Source organism: Micromonospora sp. HM5-17 (assembly GCF_003762835.1).
Taxonomy (GTDB): Bacteria; Actinomycetota; Actinomycetes; order Mycobacteriales; family Micromonosporaceae; genus Plantactinospora.
Genome location: NZ_RJWA01000006.1, coordinates 1 through 17,299, shown reverse-complemented (window position 1 = coordinate 17,299; position 17,299 = coordinate 1). Strand labels below are relative to the sequence as shown.

Below are 17,299 nucleotides of genomic sequence, written 5' to 3'. Positions count from 1 at the left end.
GCGACCGCCGACGCAGCGGTCACGCCTCCTCGAGGTCACCCAGCTCGATTCGCTGGATCATCAGCCAGCGGGCCAGCGCCGGCATGCCGAACAGCCACAGCGGCGCCGACTCGGTGGGGCCGTTGGTGGCGTAGATCGCGAATCGCAGGTCCGGAGCCCGGTACGCCTCGATCCGCCAGCGGCGGTTCTTGTCCCGCCACACCGCGGACGGATCCATACCCCCACGCTAGTGCGCCGCCGGCCGGCGGTGGTCGACTTCCCGGTGGTGAGCCGGGATCGGGCCGAGCCGGCCGGGTCGGGCGAGCACGGTCGGGCGGGCTCCGGACCGCGACCGGCCGGATCGCCGGCTACCCGCGGGCGACCATGATCCGGGCGTCGTCCGGCAGCCGGCGGGTGACGCCGCGTCGGTCGAGCAGCTCCAGCAGCGGTACGGCGACCCGACGGGTCGTCCCGAGCGCCTGCCGGGCGGTGCTGAGGGTGAACGGCTGTGGCAGGGCCGCCAACACCCGCACCGCCTCGTCCAGCGCGTCGGGCAGCAGGACGACGTTGTCGGCCAGCCGCAGCAAGACACCGGCCCGAACAGCCGCCCCGATCTCCCGGTGCCCGAGCCCGACCTCGGCGAGCCGGGCCGCCTCCGGGGCGGCGAACGGCCGCTCCGCCAGCTCCGCCCCGATCCGCTGGACGGCCCGGGCGACCGGGTCGGGCAGCCCGCCGCACTCCCCGCCGGCCCCGATCCGACCGCCCCGGGCGACCAGCGGCGGCGTCACCAGGGCCTCGACCAGCGCCCGGTCCGGCAGGCCGAGCAGCTGGCGCAGGGTCTCGACCGGCACCCCCGGCTCCAGCGGGTGAGCCCGCGTCCACCGGGCCACCTCGGCGTCGAGCCGGCGCCGCAGCTCCCGCCAGTGTCCCGGGTCGGCGTGCCAGTCACCGGCGACCGGGGCGCTCGCCACCGTGACCCCCATCCGCTCCAGGTCGCGCCGGCGGACGAGTCCCCGGCGGCGCAGCTCGCCGCGCTCGTCCGGGCGGCCGTCCAGTTCGGCCAGTACGGACGCCCGGACCGCCGCCGCGCCCCGCCGGGCGAGCCGGGGCGGTACGACGTCGAGCACGGTCACCCCGCCCGCCACGTACCGGCGTCCCGGGTCCCGCAGCAGCGCCCGGTCGCCGATGCGCAGCGGCAACGGCCGGGCCAGGCGCAGTCGGGCGGTGTCCCGGCCGAGCGGACGGACCCGGGCCGCGACCGCGGCGGCGCCGATGTGGAGCATCACCTCGGTGGGCAGGTCGCCCACCGGGGCGCCGGCGAGCCGGATGTCGACGAGGTCGGTGTGCGCGAACCGGCCGGGGGTGAGCAGCGCGTCGCCCCGGCCGACCCGCTCCCGGGGCACTCCCCGCAGGTTCACCGCCACCCGGGCCACGCCGGTCACCCGGGCGACCGGCGTGCCGAGCGACTGCAGGCCCCGGATCCGGACCCGCTCGCCGGTACCGGTCAGCTCCAGTTCGTCACCGGTGCGCAGCTCACCGGCGCCGAGGGTGCCGGTGACCACGGTGCCGCTGCCCCGGACGGTGAAGGCCCGGTCGAGCCAGAGCCGTACCGGGGCGGCCGGGTCCGGCACCGACATCCGGGCGACGAGCCGGTCCAGCGCGGACCGCAGCTCGGGCAGGCCGGCGCCGGTGACGGCGCTGACCGCGACCGCCTCGACCGCGCCGAGCGAGGTGGCGGCGAGCTCCGCCCGGGCCTCGGCGGTGGCGGCGGCCGGGTCCGCCAGGTCGCAGCGGGTCACCACCAGCAGACCGTGTTGGACGCCGAGGGCGTCGAGCGCGGCCAGGTGCTCGGCAGACTGCGGCATCCAGCCCTCGTCCGCGGCCACCACCAGCAGCGCGGCCGGGGCGGGACCGACGCCGGCGAGCATGTTCGGGACGAACCGCTCGTGCCCGGGGACGTCGACGAAGGCGATGACCGCGCCGGAGGGCAGCGTGGTCCAGGCGAAGCCGAGGTCGATCGTCATCCCACGGCGGCGCTCCTCGGCCCAGCGGTCGGGCTCCATCCCGGTCAGCGCCCGGACCAGTGTGGACTTGCCGTGGTCGACGTGTCCGGCGGTGGCGATGACCTGCACGTCACGGCTCCCGGGAGGGCGCGGAGCTCCGGGGCGACATCTCAGTCCGCCCGCCACGGTCGAGGCACCGCAGGATCGCGGCCCGCAGGACGTCGTCCTGGTCGGGCGGCACGCACCGCAGGTCCAGCAGGAGCCGGCCCCGGTCGAGCCGGCCGACGACCGGAGGGTTCCCGGTACGCAGGGGTGCCGCGTACGACTCGGGAAGGGCGAGCGCCCACGAGTCCAGGGTGACGTCCGGCGCCCCGCCCCCGCCGACCACGGCCACGGCGGTCACCACCTCGGCCGTGACGCCCTGCTCGGCGAGCCGGTCGCGGAGCCGCTCCGTACGCAGCCGCAGCGCGGCGGGGGTGGCCCGCAGGGCCCGCCAGGTCGGCGTCTCGGAGCCGGTGAGGGTCGCCTCCAGGGCGGCCAGGGTCAGCTTGTCCACCCGCAGCGCCCGGGCGAGTGGATGCCGGCGCAGCCGCTCGACGAGGTCGGCGTCGCCGAGGAGCAGCCCGGCCTGCGGGCCGCCGAGCAGTTTGTCGCCGCTGGCGGTGACCAGGGTGGCACCGGCGCGCAGCGCCGAGGTGGCGTCCGGTTCGGCGGGCAGCAGCGGATCCGGGGCCAGCAACCCGGATCCGATGTCCACCACCACCGGCACGCCGAGGGTGGCCAGGTCCTCGACCGATACCGCAGCGGTGAAGCCCCGGAGCACGAAGTTGGCCGGATGGACCTTGAGCACCAGGGCGGTCCGGGGGCCGACCGCGGCCGCGTAGTCGGCGAGCACGGTGCGGTTGGTGGTGCCGACCTCGCGCAGCCGGGCTCCGGTGCTGACCAGCAGGTCCGGCAGCCGGAAGCCGTCGCCGATCTCCACCAGTTCGCCACGGCTGATCACGATCTCCCGGCCTCGGCCGGCGAGGGCGGTGGCGACGAGCGCGAGCGCGGCGGCGCCGTTGTTGACCACGTGCACCGCTCCGGCCGCCGGAACCGCGGCGGCGAGGGCGGCGAGGGCCCCGCGGCCCCGACGCGCCCGCCGCCCGGTCCGCAGGTCGAGTTCCACGTCGGTGTACCCGGCCGCCGCCACCACCGCCGCGACGGCCGCCGGCGAGAGTGGGGCCCGGCCGAGGTTGGTGTGTAGGACCACGCCGGTGGCGTTGAGCACCGGGCGGAGCCCGGCGGCGGTGTCGGGAAGTTCGGCCAGGGCGGTCGCGAGCACCTCGTCGGGCGGGATCTCGCCCCGCCGGGCGCGGTCCTGTGCGCCGCAGACCACCGCCTTGAGCCGCGCGCGCCCGACGGTGGCCGCGGCGGCGGCCAGCCGGGGGTCGGCGAGCAGTACGTCGGTGCGCGGCACTCGCCGCCGAGGGTCCACCGCCCCGTTCATCGCCACCACCTCGTACCCCTCACCTCGGCACTAAACCACACCTGATCACCACATGCCGGGCGAAAGCCGCACTTCCGACCGCCGGTGGCGCGGGAGCTGCGATCTCGCCGTGTGCGATGGGACAGTGGTCGGGTGACCACGATGGAGCGGTACCGCCTCACCCGGTACGCGCACGGCGGCGGCTGCGCGTGCAAGATCCCCCCTGGTGAGCTGGAGTCGATGGTGGCCGGGTTGCTCGGCGGTGTCGTTCCGGCCGGTCCCGGTGAGCTGCTGGTCGGCCTCGACGACGGCGACGACGCCGCGGTGGTGCGGCTCGAGTCCGGTACGGCGGTGGTGGCGACCGCCGACTTCTTCACGCCGGTGGTCGACGACCCGTACGACTGGGGCCGGATCGCCGTCGCCAACGCCCTCTCCGACGTGTACGCGATGGGTGGCACCCCGGTGGTGGGGGTGAATCTTCTCGCCTGGCCGCGCGAGGTGCTGCCGCTGGAGCTCGCCGCCGAGGTGCTCCGCGGCGGCCTGGACGTCGCACGGGAGGCCGGCACGCACGTGGCCGGCGGGCACAGCGTCGACGACCCGGAGCCGAAGTACGGCATGGCGGTCACCGGGTTCGCCGACCCGGAGCGGCTGATCCGCAACGACGCCGGCCGTCCCGGGCTGCCGCTGACGCTCACCAAGCCGCTCGGTGTCGGCGTGCTCAACAGCCGGCACAAGCAGACCGGGGAGGTCTTTCCGCAGGCGGTGGCGGCGATGACGGAGCTGAACCGGGCCGCGGCGACCGCGGCGGTGGCGGCGGGGATCCGCTGCGGTACCGACATCACCGGGTTCGGTCTCCTCGGTCACCTGCACAAACTGGCTCGAGCCTCGGGGCTGACCGCCCGGGTCGACGCCGCCGCGGTGCCGTACCTGGAGGGCGCCCGGGCGGCGCTGGCCGCCGGTTTCGTCAGCGGCGGCACCCGGCGGAACCTGGCCTGGGTCCGGCCGCATCTGGTGGCGTCCGGGGTGGCCGAGGAGGAGCTGCTGCTCCTCGCCGACGCGCAGACCTCGGGAGGGCTGCTGCTCGCCGGGGAGCTGCCGGGACATCCGGTGATCGGCGAGCTGCTGCCGGCGGCGGGGGACGGGGTGACCCTGATGGTCCGGGGCTGAGCGGCGCCGGCACCACAGAGCCGAACGGGCCCCCGGGAAGGTCTCCCGGGGGCCCGTGTCGTGCCCGGCGGCCACGCGCCGGGCGACAGGTCACTTCGTCAGCGGCGCCAGGATCGGGTCGTTGGCGTACGCCTCGGCCGCGTTCGCCTTCGTGACGATCTGCGGCGGCAGCAGGTACGCCGGGACGACCTTCACCCCGTTGTTGTAGGAGGTGGTGTCGTTGACCTCGGGCTCCTTGCCCTGCTGAAGGTCCTTGATCATCTGGATGGTCTGCTTGACCAGGTTGCGGGTGTCCTTGTTGATGGTGGAGTACTGCTCACCCGCCATGATCGACTTCACCGACTCGACCTCGGAGTCCTGGCCGGTCACCACCGGCAGCGGCTTGCCGGCCCCCTTCACCGAGGTGATGATCGCCCGGGCGAGGGTGTCGTTCGGCGACAGCACGCCGTCCAGGGTCTTGCCGGTGCTGTAGGTCGAGGTCAGCAGCGAGTCCATCCGCCGCTGGGCGTTCTCGGCCTTCCAGCCCTCGATCGCGGTCTGCTTGATGTCGGTCTGGCCGGAGCCGACGACCACGGTGCCCTTGTCGATCTCGGGCTTGAGGACGCTCATCGCGCCGTCGAAGAAGACCGCCGAGTTGTTGTCGTCCGGCGAGCCGGAGAAGAGCTCGATGGTGTAGGGACCGTTCGGCTTCTTCGCCTTCATACCGTCCAGCAGGGCCTGGCCCTGGAGCTGACCGACCTTGAAGTTGTCGTACGCGACGTAGTAGTCGACGTCCGGGGTGTTCTTGATCAGCCGGTCGTACGCGATGACGTAGGCGCCGGCGTCCTTCGCGGCCTTGACCTGGGTGCTCAGCTGCGAGGCGTCGGTGGCGCCGATCACGATGACCTTGGCGCCCTTCGTGACCATCGCCTGGATCTGGTTCTGCTGGTCGGAGACGGTGCTGGAGGCGCCGGCGTACTGGACGTCGGACTGGAAGCCGGCCTCCTTCAGACCGTTGACGAACAGGTCACCGGCGAGGACCCAGTTCTCCGAGGTCTTCGCGGGCAGCGCGACGCCGATCAGGGCGTCGGCGGGGAAGCCCTTGCCGGAGTCGGCCGAGTCGCCGCCCGAGGAGCCCGAGCGCTCGGAGCAGGCGGTCAGGGCCAGGAGGGCGATGGCACCGGCGGCCACACCCCTGGCGAGGTACTTACGCATCTCAGGTAGCCCTTCTTTCACGGTGAGCGGTCCGGACAGGGTGTCCGTCCCGGATGGCGAGGGGGCCGTCAGCCGGCCACCGGGGTCTTGGCTGGCTCCTGGCCCGACTCGATCGGGGTCGTCGTGGCGGCGGGTGCCGCCCGGCGGAACGGCCGCATCAGGCTTCCGATGATCGAGAAGTGTCCGCGGTTCTTGTTGTAGACGTCGAGCGCGACGGCCAGCAGCAGGACCAGACCCTTGATCATCTGCACCCGGTCGATGCCGACGCCCATCAGCTGCAGGCCGTTGTTGAGGACGGCCATCACCAGGCCGCCGACGATCGAGCCGCTGATCGTGCCGAGACCGCCGGAGACCGCGGCGCCACCGATGAAGACCGCGGCGATCGCGTCGAGCTCCCAGTTGAGGCCGTCCTGCGGACCGGAGGCTGCGGACCGCGCGACGAAGATCATGCCGGCCAGCGCGGCCAGGACCGACATGTTCAGCATCACCAGGAAGTTGACCCGCTTGAGCTTCACGCCGGAGAGCTCGGCGGCCCGGGCGTTGCCACCGACCGCGTAGATGTGTCGGCCGCCCGCGGTGTTCCGGGTGATGAACGAGTAGATCACCACCAGGACGCCGAGGATGATGCCGGAGATCGGGAAGCTGGTACCGACCCGTCCGCCGGCGAACCGCAGGGTCGCGAAGACGATCACGATGAGCGGGACGACGACCCGGATCACGGAGATCCACATCGGCCACACCTCGGCCGCCATCTCCCGGCGGGTCCGCCGGGCCCGCCACTCACGGATCACGACGGCGACACAGACCAGGAGGCCGAGCAGCAGGGTGGGGTTGTTGTACCCGGTGTCCGGGCCCACCTCGGGCAGGAAGCCGGCGCCGATCTCCCGGAAGCCCTCCGGCACCGGGATGGTGTTGGCGCTGCCGATGTACTGGTTCATGCCACGGAACAGCAGCATGCCGGCCAGGGTGACGATGAACGCGGGCACTCCGACGTACGCCACCCAGAAGCCCTGCCAGGCGCCGATCACGGCACCGACCAGCAGGCCGAGGACGATGGCCAGCGGCCAGGCCAGGTCGTACTCCTGCATCACCTTGGCGACGATGATGCCGACGACGGCGGCGACCGAGCCGACCGAGAGGTCGATGTGGCCGGCGACGATCACCATCAGCATCCCGATGGCCAGGATCAGGATGTACGAGTACTGGCTCACCAGCGAGATCAGGTTGCTGGAGTTCAGCGTCAGACCGTCGGTGAGGATCTGGAACAGCAGGACGATCGCCACCAGCGTGAAGATCATCCCGAACTGCCGGGCGTTGGAGGTCGTCCCCGCGAACAGGGACTTCTGGAGTTCTTTCACGCGGCTCATGGCGTCATGCCTTCTTCGCTGAGGTCATCTGCTTCATCAGGCGTTCCGGATCGGCGTCCCGCCGCTCAACGCAGCCGGTGATCGTCCCCTCGAAGACCGTGTAAATCCGGTCGCAGAGCCCGATCAGCTCCGGCAGCTCCGACGAGATGACGATGACACCTTTCCCCTGGTCGGCGAGTTGCTGGATGATGCCGTAGATCTCGTACTTGGCACCCACGTCGATGCCCCGGGTGGGCTCGTCGAGGATGAGCAGGTCAGGGTCGGTGAACATCCACTTCGCCAGCACCACCTTCTGCTGGTTGCCGCCGGAGAGCTTGCCGACCCCCTCGTCGACGGTGGGGGTCTTGATCCGCAGGCTGGTCCGGTAGCCTTCGGCGGCGCGGTGCTCGGCGACCGGGTCCACCACCCCGCGCCGGGAGACCTTGGCGAGCTTGGCGGAGACGATCGAGGTCTTGATGTCGTCGAGCAGGTTCAGGCCGAGGGACTTGCGGTCCTCGCTGACGTACGCCAGGCCGTGCCGGATCGCGTCGGAGACCGACCTCAGGACGATCTCCTTGCCGTCCTTGATGATCTGCCCGGAGACGTACGTCCCGTAGGAACGGCCGAAGAGACTCATCGCCAGCTCGGTCCGGCCGGCGCCCATCAGTCCGGCGAAGCCGACGATCTCGCCGCGCCGCACGGTGAAGCTGGAACCCTTGGCGACGAGGCGGTCGGGCGAGATCGGGTGCCGGACCGTCCAGTCGCGAACCTCGAAGAAGACCTCGCCGATCGTGGGAGTGTGGTCCGGGAACCGACTGTGCAGCTCCCGGCCGACCATGCCGCGGACGATCCGGTCCTCGTCGACGCCGTCCGCCTTGACGTCCAGGGTCTCGATGGTCCGGCCGTCCCGGAGGATGGTGATCGAGTCGGCGATCTGGGCGATCTCGTTGAGCTTGTGGGAGATGATGATCGAGGTGACCCCGCGCTGCTTGAAGCCGCGCAGCAGGTCCAGCAGGTGCTGGGAGTCCGTCTCGTTGAGCGCGGCGGTCGGCTCGTCGAGGATGAGCAGCTTGACGTTCTTGGCGAAGGCCTTGGCGATCTCCACGAGCTGCTGCTTGCCGACGCCGATGTCCTTGATCAGCGTGTCCGGGTCCTCCTGGAGCCCGACCCGGGCCAGCAGCTCCAGCGCCTGCCGGTTGGCGGCCTTCCAGTCGATCACACCGCCCCGGCCGGGCTCGTTGCCGAGGAAGATGTTCTCGGTGATGGACATGCCGGGCACCAGGGCGAGTTCCTGGTGGATGATCACGATGCCGGCCTGCTCGCTGGCCCGGATGTCCGAGAACCGGCACTCCGCGCCCTGGTAGATGATCTGGCCGGTGTAGCTCCCGTACGGGTACACCCCGCTGAGCACCTTCATCAGGGTCGACTTGCCGGCCCCGTTCTCCCCGGCGATCGCGTGGATCTCGCCCTTGCGGACCACCAGGTTGACGTCGGAGAGGGCCTTGACCCCGGGAAACTCCTTGGTGATGCCCCGCATCTCCAGCAGGACGGGCGCGTCGCTCATGACACGCGCTCCCCGCTCCGCCGCGGCACCGGACGGCCGGTCGGTGAGCCGTTGGCCACCTGAACCGCGCGGCGCTCACGCCACGCGTCCGACCGTGCGGTCCGCCGGACCGCACGCGGTGGTCGACCGGGGTTCGGTGCCCAGCGGGGGCGCGGGACGGCCGGAACCGTGTGGTCCCGGTCACCGCGGCGCCGGAGGGGTCCGGACGCGTCCGGCGGCCGATGGCCGCGCCACGTCACCAACATCATCGTTGCCTCCGGGCAGCTCGTCATCGCCGACTCAGTTTTGTTGCCGCGTGAAACTTATTGGAGGCGAGGATGATTCGCAAGATGTCGGGGCCATGTCCGGCTCGTTAATCGGGGGCACGAGCCCGAGGCAACCCGAAACTACGGTAAGTAGTGGGATGGGTGCATACCAGTGAGTCCCCCGAGGTGATCCTCGGGGCGGTGGGCGAGAGCAACGACACAACCGGGACGGTCCGGACCCGATCGCGCACGACCCGCGCGCCGGTGCCGCCGGTCCACTCACCCGCCGCCACCAGCGGCGACGGCTGCCCCGGACCATATCGGGTGGTCTCGCAGCAGCTCACCGCGGGGTCACCCCGGGCACCGGTGGAACGCGAGGACCGGCCCGCCGGGTCCACGGTCGGCCGGGCGCTCCCCACCCGCCGCGCCGGCCCGGCCACGGACGGCCACCGCCTGCGGCTCAGGCGCCGGCGCCACGCCCTCGGTTCGCCAACCGCTGCCGCTGTGGCAGCACCGTGTACCGCGGGTCGCGGGCGGAGGCGATCCCCGCCTCGAAGACTCCGAACCGGGTCAGCACCGACGCGGCGAGCAGCGCCACCCCGGAGAGTGCCGAGACCGTCCGGCTACGCCGGCCGAGCAGTGCCCCGGCGGTTCCGGCGGCGAGCAGCAACCGGCCGGCGGCGAGCAGCCGGCCCCCGGGTCCCCGCCGGTACGGCTCGGCGGTCAGCCCCATCCGTCTGACCCGGTACTCGGCAAGCCGCTCCAGGACGGCACCGGCCACGACCAGTCGCCGGGCCGGATCGGCCTGCCCGGTCGGCGCGGTGAGCAACGCGGCACCACCCCCGGCGACCAACGCGCTGCCCGCGAACATGGCGGGCAGGTGGGGGTACGCGTCATGCCAGCTCGGCACGGCGGTGTTGGCCAACAGCACCCCGGTGTACGTGGCCAGGGCCGGTGCCGCCGCCGCGGAGACGAGCCCGGCGGCGCGGCCGACCGGCGGCATGAGCCGGCCGACCAGGCCCGGTATCCCGTGGCGAGGCAGCACCGGGGCGAGTTCGGACACCGCCGCCACACCGGCGGCCGGGCCGAATCCGGCGAGGATCCAGGTGCCGATCGACAACGGCGACGTCGGCTTCACCATCCGCAGCATGTGGTGGAACCGGGCGGGACGGCCGAGATCATTGATGAGGAAGTACACGCCCGCCCCGACCGCGCCGAGCGCGACCAGCCGGTTGGCCCGGCGCAACACGACCCGACCGGTCAGGTCGCCCCCGGCGGCCAGCAGCGCCGTCCCGGCGGCGAGCCCCCCGCAGAAGAGATACGCGGGAATGTCGTGCCGCCACACCGGTGCCTTCAGGATGGGCCGGCCGTAGTAGGAGGCGAACGCGGCCGGCGGCACCGGCAGCGGCTCGCCGTCCACCAGGCCCGGCCCCGGTCCCCCGCCCCGGCGGACGCCGCGGCGCAGCCCGCCGCCGTTCGGATGGTCGAGTCGGTCCCGGAGCCGCCGGAAGCGCTCCCCCGCCGGCTCGCCGGGCAGGCCCCGACCCGGCGCGGTCACCGGGAACCCCCGACGAACGCGGCCACGGTGGCCGCCGCCACGGCGAGCGCGGCGATCCCCGCCCGGCGCCACATCCGGGGCAGGTCGCGAGTGGTCACCACCGGGTCGGGCGGCAGCCCGTACACCTCGGGCTCGTCGAGGAGCAGGAAGAAGGCTCCGTCGCCCCCGACCCCGTCGCCCGGGTCGTGCCCGTAGAGGCGGGCCTCGGTCACCCCCTCGGCGTGCAGGCGTTCCACCCGCACCCGGGCCCGTTCCCGCAGCTCGTCGAGTTCGCCGTACTGGATCGAATCGGTGGGGCAGGCCTGGGCGCAGGCCGGGATCCGGCCCGCCCTGAGCCGGTCGTAGCAGAGCGTGCACTTCCAGGCGCGGCCGTCGCCCCGGCGCTGGTCGATCACCCCGTACGGGCAGGCCGGAATGCAGTAGCCGCAGCCGTTGCAGATGTCCTCCTGCACCACCACCGTGCCGAACTCGGTACGGAACAGCGCACCCGTCGGGCAGACGTCCAGGCAGGCCGCGTCGGTGCAGTGCTTGCAGACGTCCGACATCATCAGCCAGCGCAGGTCGCCGCGCCCGCCCCGGTCGCCCCGGCCGGGCAGGTCCGCGCCGGGCATGCCGAGGGACGTGCCCCCACCGGCCATCCGGGCCGCGGGTGCCGGATCCGGCGCCGGCGCCACCCCCGGTAGCGTCCCCTGCTCCGGGGATGCCGCGCCACCCGCCTCGGCCGTGGTCGGGCTGGCCGCCGCTCCGGTCGGGGCGCCGGCCAGCGGCGGCACGGCCTGCCAGCCGGCCGTTCGGGACTGCTCGACGAAGGCGACGTGTCGCCACGAGTTCGCGGTCAGCGCCCCGGTGTTGTCGTACGACATGCCGAGCAGGTCCAGCCCGCTGCCGGGAATGAGGTTCCACTCCTTGCACGCCACCTCACAGGCCTTGCAGCCGATGCAGAGGCTGGTGTCGGTGAAGAACCCCATCCGGGGCGGCGGTGCGACGTACCCGGCGCGCTCGGCGGGATTCGCCGGCGCGGCCGTCCAGCTCTCGGCCATCCTCACTCCTCGGGGTCGGGGTCGTCGCCGGGTCGGGCAGCGTCGGCGGTGGCCACCGGTGGCCCGTGGCCGTCGAGTCCGGCCCGCCGCCGGTAGTCGGCGACGAGGTCGGCCAGGGCGGGGCCGGTCGGCCGCCGTCCGGGCCGGACGTCACAGGTGCCGACCTTGCTCTCCTGGATCAGGACGTTCGGGTCCAGGGTGACGCCAAAGAGGTCGTTGGCCGGCTCGCCCCGCACCAGTCCCTCGTAGCCGAAGTGGTACGGCAGCCAGATCTGGTGGACGACCCGGCCCTCCAGCCGGAGCGGGGCCACCCGGTCGGTGACCACGACCCGTGCCTCGATCACGGAGCGGCTGGTCACCACGTGTGCCCAGCCCAGGTGGGTCAACCCCCGCTCGACCGCCAGTTCCGGCGAGACCTCCACGAACATCTCCGGCTGCAACTCCGCGAGGTACCGCACGGTGCGGCTCATCCCGCCCGCCGTGTGGTGCTCGGTGAGCCGGCTGACGGTGACGATGTACGGGAAGACCTCGGCGTGCGACTCCGGCGGGCCCGGGTTCGTCGGGTTGTCCGGCCGGGGGTACAGCTTGCGAACCGGGTTGGCCTGCTGCCCGTACAGCGGGTTGCGGATCGGCGACTCGGCCGGCTCGTAGTGGGTCGGCAGCGGGCCGTCCACCGCACCGGCCGGGGCGTACAGCCAGCCCTTCCCGTCACCCTGCATGATGAACGGGTCGATGCCGTCGATGGCGGCGACACCGGTCGCGTCGTGCGGCGCGCGGTACCCCGGCGGCTTCGTCTTCTCGAAGTCCGGGACGTCCTCGCCGACCCACTGCCCGGACTCCTCGTCCCACCAGATGTACCGCTTGCGGTCGCTCCACGGCCGTCCCTGCGGGTCGGCGGAGGCGCGGTTGTAGAGCAGGCGCCGGTTCGCCGGCCAGGCCCAGCCCCACTCGGGGGCGACCCAGCTCTGCTCCCGGCCGGGTTTGCGCCGCGCGGCCTGGTTGACCCCGTCCGCGAACACCCCGGTGTAGATCCAGCAGCCGCCGAGCGTCGAACCGTCGTCCTTCATCTCGGTGAAGCTGGCCAACGGCCGGCGCGTGGCGATGTCGTACCCGTTGATCTCCCGCAGCACCGCCTCGGCGCTCGGTTCGGCGTGCGGACCGTGCGTGGGATAGTCCCAGACCAGCTCGAGCAGGGCCCGGTCGCGGGGCCGGGTGGAGCCCATCAGCCTGTCGCGGATGATCCGGCCAAGGTGGTAGGTGAACCACAGCTCCGAGCGGGCGTCGCCGGGCGCATCGACGGCCTTCTCCCGCCACTGCAACAGCCGCTGGGTCTGGGTGAAGCTCCCCTCCTTCTCGACGTGTGTGGCGGCCGGCAGGAAGAACACCTCGGTACGGCAGCGTTCCGGCACGATCTCGCCGGTCTCCACCTCGCGGCTGTGCTTCCAGAACGTGGCGCTCTCGGTCAGGAAGAAGTCCCGGACCACCAGCCAGTCCAGGTTGGCCATGCCCAGCCGCTGCGCCCGGCCGTGCGCGGAGCCCACCGCCGGGTTCTGCCCGAACAGGAAGTAGCCCTTGACCTTGCCGTCGATCATGTTGAAGACGGTCTGGTAGGTACCGTGGTCGCCGGTCATCCGGGGCAGGTAGTCGTAGCAGAAGTCGTTCTCCGGTCGCGCCGCCGCGCCCCAGTACGCCTTCAGCAGGTTCACCGCGAAGGCCCGGGCGTTGGCCCAGAACCCCTTCTGCCCGGGGTTCTGGATGCTGGTGTACCAGTCGCGGAACGTCGCGTGCTGGGCGTGATGCGGCATCGGCAGGTAGCCCGGCAGCAGGTTGAACAGGGTCGGGATGTCGGTCGAGCCCTGGATGCTGGCGTGTCCGCGCAGGGCGAGGATGCCTCCGCCGGGCCGGCCGATGTTGCCGAGCAGCAGTTGGATGATCGCCCCGGTGCGGATGTACTGCACCCCGACCGTGTGCTGGGTCCAGCCCACCGAGTAGACCAGCATGGTGGTGCGGTCCCGGCGCGAGTTCTCCGTCCAGGCCCGTGCCACCTCCTCGAACCTCTCGCGCGGCACGCCGCAGATCCGCTCGACCATCTCCGGCGTGTAGCGGGCGTAGTGCCGCCTGAGGATCTGGTAGACGCAGTTCGGATGCTGGAGCGTCTCGTCCCGCATCACGCGCCCGGAGATCGGCGCACCGTGCGACTCGTGGCGCAGTCCGGCCGCGCTGTTCCGCTCGGTGACGGTCTGGTGTCCGCCGCTCTCCTCCTCGTGGCCCCGGTACTGCCAGCTCGTGCGGTCGTAGGTGCCGGTCGTCGGGTCGTACCCGGAGAAGAGCCCGTCCAGGTCCTCGGTGTCCCGGAAGTCGTCGCTCACGATGGTCGCCGCGTTGGTGTAGGCGAGGACGTACTCCCGGAAGTCGAGCTCGTTCTCGAGGATGTAGCGCACGATGCCGCCGAGGAAGGCGACGTCGGTGCCGGCCCGGATCGGCACGTAGGTGGTGGCCAGCGCGCTCGTCCGGGTGAACCGCGGGTCGATGTGGATGACCTTCGCGCCGCGCTGCTTCGCCTCCATCACCCACTGGAACCCGACCGGGTGGGCCTCGGCCATGTTCGAGCCCTGGATGATGACGCAGTCGCTGTTGATCAGATCCTGCTGGAATGTCGTCGCGCCACCGCGACCGAAGCTGGCCCCCAGACCGGGGACGGTGGCGGAGTGTCAAATCCGGGCCTGGTTCTCGATCTGGATCGCACCCATCGCGGTGAACAGCTTCTTGATGAGGTAGTTCTCCTCGTTGTCCAGGGTCGCGCCGCCGAGCGCGGCGATGCCGAGGGTGCGGTGCAGCGGACGTCCCTGGTCGTCGACGTCCTCCCAGGTCGCGTCCCGGGCGGCGATGACCCGGTCGGCGATCATGTCCATGGCGGTCGCCAGGTCCAGCTCTTCCCATTCGGTGGCGTACGGACGGCGGTAGAGCACCCGCTGCTGACGTAGGGGGCTGGTCACCAGGCTCTTGCTGGCCGCGCCCTTGGGACAGAGCCGCCCGCGGGAGATCGGGCTGTCCGGGTCGCCCTCGATCTGGGTCACCCGGCCCTCGGAGACGTAGACACGCTGGCCGCAGCCGACCGCACAGTACGGGCAGATGGACCGGAACACCGCGTCCGCGGTGTCGGTGCGCGGCGTCAGCCTGGCGGACCGGGGCGACCGGGCCGCGGCGCCGCGACCGAGCGGGTCGGTGCCGGTGAGCTGCCGGTACACCGGCCAGCCCTCGATCCAGGTGCGGATCCCCATCCCGGCACCTCCTGACCGACCAGCGCCGGCGACCCGACCGGCTGGTCCACGTGGACGCTCTCCTTCCGTTTCCGGTCCGGCGCATGACGACACCCGGCGACGGCCGCGCGGACCCCCGCCGGAGCATGGGAACCGGCGGCGACCAGGGACGAGGACGCAGCGCGGACGTTACCCAGACCCTAGCCGGTACGCCGTGACGGCGCGGGTGTTTCGGCCAGGGTCTGGGCGGGCACGTCCGGACCGTTCCGGATCAGTGCGCGTCCGACCACACCTGCTGGACGATGTCCGCGGCCTGGTCCTCCCACTGCGCGTACGCGAAGGGGTACGCCGAGACCTGCACGGCCTGAGCGGCGTCGGTCAGCGGCATGTCCCGCCACCCGTCGACCCGCTTCAGCCCCTCGAAGAACGCCCTCGCCGAATAGTCCCGGTCGGTGAGCTGGTCAGGCGCGCCCCAGCCGGACGACGGCCGCTGTTGGAACAGCCCCAGCGAGTCGTGGTCGTTGTACGCGCCCAGGTGACCCAGGTTGCGCAGCTTCGACTCCTGCAGCGACGTCGCCACGCCGATCACGGCACCGCGTGGACCCACGCCCTCGTCGCGGGCGACCCGGACGATCTCCCTGGCGTTGTCCCACTGGTCGCCGTCGAGGGCGATGTGCGACTGGGCGCCCTGCACGCCGTACGGGACCAGCGTCTCCCGGCTCGGCGTGTCGTTCTGGTTCTGCTGCGCGTCCGACCCGCGGTCCTGCGCCGACCCGTCGGCCCGCAGCTGCTGGGTGTACGCCGCCGACTCCGGCGCGAGGTGGCCGGGAACGGCCGCGACGGTGCCGGGTGGCCCACCGGCGACGGCCGAGCAGGCGGCCGCGCAGGTGAGTCCCGCGACGGCGAGCGCGCTGCGCCGGACGAGCGGCGTCTCGGCGAGGGCGGGCAGGTGGCGTACCGCCCGGCTCTGTGTGAGGGCGGGCAGCCACCGTGCGGTGACGGTCTCCGCGACGGCAGGGATGCGCCGTACCGCCCGGTTCTGTGCGATGGCCGGCAGCCACCGCGTGACGGTGGTCTCCGCGATGGCGGGGAGCCATCGCCCGAAGATCGGGTTCATCTGATGGTTGCCCTTTCGATCTCGATACCGGGGAGAGGCGCCGAGCCGACGTCCCAGCGCAAAGAGGTACGCCCGCGGTCCAGGGGGCGGGGCTCGCGGGCGTACCGGGAGGCATAACCGAGGCGGCGGGTCCGGCATTCCGGATATGGTCCGCCGATCTGGTGAGCCGGACAGGCGCGCAGAATCGGGTACTGATCGTCCGGGCGGCCCGGCTGGGGTTACCCTGAGCCCATGCGACCCGCCGGAGCGGCCCCGTCCGGGGTGACCCCACTGGCCCGACCGGGCCGACCCGCCGTGGTGTCCCGGACCCTGACCGAGCTGGCCGGTCCGACCCACGGCCGGGTGACCCTGCCGCTGCGGCTGATGTGGGGTCCGGACCGGGTCTTCGACCTGGCCGATCCGGACCAGCTGCTGTGGATGTACGAGAACGTACTGCGGGAGACCACCCGCTCCGACGATTTGCGCCGCTACCTCAACGGCCGGCTCCTCTGCCGGGTGTGGCCGGCGCTCAACCTGCCGCGCGCCGTCCGGGCCGCCTGGGAGCGGCACCACCCGGTGCTCCGCGCGCCCGCCTCGTCGACGGCGACGCTGTCGTCCGGGTCCGTCGGCGACCGTCCGGCACTCGACCGCCGGGCGGCATGACCACCGGCCATCTCGACGACTTCTACCGGCAGGTCGCCCGGGTCGCGCTCTCCGTCGCCGACAAACACGGGTTCGTGCTGGGCGGCGGGATCGCCTGGGCGGCCCACGGCCTGATCACCCGGCCCACCGAGGACGTCGACCTCTTCGCCGACGTGGACGGGGCGGCGGCCACCGCGGCGACGGAGGTCCGGGCCGCGCTGGAGGCGGCCGGCTTCACCGTCGTCGACGAGGACCCCTCCGCCGACCTCGCGGATCTCTTCGACGGGTTCGCCCTGGACATGAAGGACTTCCTGGTGAGTCGGGGCGGCCGGCAGCTGCGGCTCAGCCTGGGCCGGCTGGACCGGCACCACAGCCCGGTGGTGATGGACCTCGGTCCGGTCATGCACGTCCGGGATCTGGTGGCCAGCAAGACCGCGGCGCTGATCAACCGCCGCGAGGTGCGCGACTACATCGACATCGCCGCCGCGCTCGAGCGGTACCCGATCGACGAGCTGCTCCGGCTCGCCCGGGAGTACGACCCGGCGATCGAGCCGGAGGATGTGGTCGCCGTCGGCCGCTACCTGGATCGCCTCCCCGACCAGCGGTTCGCCCGCTACGGTTGCGACGACGCCCGGGTCCGACAGATCCGGGCCAGGTTGGCCGCCTGGCCACGCTGAGCCGGCGCGGCATGGCCGGCGGCCAGCCGACGCGGTCGGGTGTTGGGTGCCCTGAGGCGA

General features: G+C 72.6%; 13 protein-coding genes. 3 read left to right on the top strand and 10 right to left on the bottom strand.

Annotated features, from left to right (window positions below):
• Window positions 1-19: 19 nt before the first annotated feature.
• The 3 genes from EF879_RS17785 to selA all read right to left on the bottom strand — a co-directional run bounded on the left by EF879_RS17785 (window position 20) and on the right by selA (window position 3,471).
• Window positions 20-217: a hypothetical protein gene (locus EF879_RS17785; protein WP_123560079.1), complete on the bottom strand. Its 198-nt coding sequence runs from the start codon at window positions 215-217 to the stop codon at window positions 20-22.
• A gap of 130 nt (window positions 218-347) precedes the next feature.
• Window positions 348-2,111: a selenocysteine-specific translation elongation factor gene (gene selB / locus EF879_RS17780; protein ID WP_123560077.1), complete on the bottom strand. Its 1,764-nt coding sequence runs from the start codon at window positions 2,109-2,111 to the stop codon at window positions 348-350.
• 1 nt (window position 2,112) lies between these two features.
• Entirely contained in the window at window positions 2,113-3,471 is a 1,359-nt protein-coding gene (gene selA, locus EF879_RS17775) for an L-seryl-tRNA(Sec) selenium transferase (RefSeq protein WP_123560680.1), read from the bottom strand.
• A gap of 141 nt (window positions 3,472-3,612) precedes the next feature.
• Between selA and selD the strand changes: the two genes are divergently transcribed.
• Window positions 3,613-4,617 carry a selenide, water dikinase SelD gene (gene selD / locus EF879_RS17770; protein WP_123560678.1) on the top strand — a complete coding sequence of 335 codons (1,005 nt, stop codon included), beginning with the start codon at window positions 3,613-3,615 and terminating at the stop codon, window positions 4,615-4,617.
• 90 nt (window positions 4,618-4,707) lie between these two features.
• Here the strand turns inward: selD and EF879_RS17765 are convergent, their stop codons facing one another.
• The 7 genes from EF879_RS17765 to EF879_RS17730 all read right to left on the bottom strand — a co-directional run bounded on the left by EF879_RS17765 (window position 4,708) and on the right by EF879_RS17730 (window position 15,941).
• Window positions 4,708-5,811: a sugar-binding protein gene (locus EF879_RS17765; protein ID WP_123560075.1), complete on the bottom strand. Its 1,104-nt coding sequence runs from the start codon at window positions 5,809-5,811 to the stop codon at window positions 4,708-4,710.
• Between the two features lie 68 nt (window positions 5,812-5,879).
• Window positions 5,880-7,178, bottom strand: a complete 1,299-nt coding sequence (gene mmsB, locus EF879_RS17760; RefSeq protein WP_123560073.1) for a multiple monosaccharide ABC transporter permease — start codon at window positions 7,176-7,178, stop codon at window positions 5,880-5,882.
• Window positions 7,179-7,182: 4 nt separating this feature from the next.
• Complete coding sequence (gene mmsA / locus EF879_RS17755) at window positions 7,183-8,721, bottom strand: multiple monosaccharide ABC transporter ATP-binding protein (RefSeq protein WP_123560071.1); 1,539 nt, start codon at window positions 8,719-8,721, stop codon at window positions 7,183-7,185.
• A 705-nt stretch (window positions 8,722-9,426) separates the two neighbouring features.
• Window positions 9,427-10,524, bottom strand: a complete 1,098-nt coding sequence (nrfD, locus tag EF879_RS17750) for an NrfD/PsrC family molybdoenzyme membrane anchor subunit (RefSeq protein WP_123560069.1) — start codon at window positions 10,522-10,524, stop codon at window positions 9,427-9,429.
• Window positions 10,521-11,564: a 4Fe-4S dicluster domain-containing protein gene (locus EF879_RS17745; RefSeq protein ID WP_123560067.1), complete on the bottom strand. Its 1,044-nt coding sequence runs from the start codon at window positions 11,562-11,564 to the stop codon at window positions 10,521-10,523. Before EF879_RS17745 ends, nrfD begins: the two co-directional genes overlap by 4 nt.
• Window positions 11,565-11,566: 2 nt before the next feature.
• Complete coding sequence (fdh, locus tag EF879_RS17740; RefSeq protein ID WP_255420921.1) at window positions 11,567-14,845, bottom strand: formate dehydrogenase; 3,279 nt, start codon at window positions 14,843-14,845, stop codon at window positions 11,567-11,569.
• Between the two features lie 250 nt (window positions 14,846-15,095).
• On the bottom strand, window positions 15,096-15,941 hold the full coding sequence (locus tag EF879_RS17730) for a hypothetical protein (protein ID WP_123560060.1): 846 nt from the start codon (window positions 15,939-15,941) through the stop codon (window positions 15,096-15,098).
• Window positions 15,942-16,172: 231 nt separating this feature from the next.
• On the opposite strand from EF879_RS17730, the gene EF879_RS17725 reads away from it, so the two are divergent.
• Window positions 16,173-16,583: a hypothetical protein gene (locus EF879_RS17725; RefSeq protein ID WP_233604552.1), complete on the top strand. Its 411-nt coding sequence runs from the start codon at window positions 16,173-16,175 to the stop codon at window positions 16,581-16,583.
• Window positions 16,580-17,239: a nucleotidyl transferase AbiEii/AbiGii toxin family protein gene (locus tag EF879_RS17720; protein WP_123560058.1), complete on the top strand. Its 660-nt coding sequence runs from the start codon at window positions 16,580-16,582 to the stop codon at window positions 17,237-17,239. Before EF879_RS17725 ends, EF879_RS17720 begins: the two co-directional genes overlap by 4 nt.
• The last annotated feature ends 60 nt before the right edge of the window (window positions 17,240-17,299 follow it).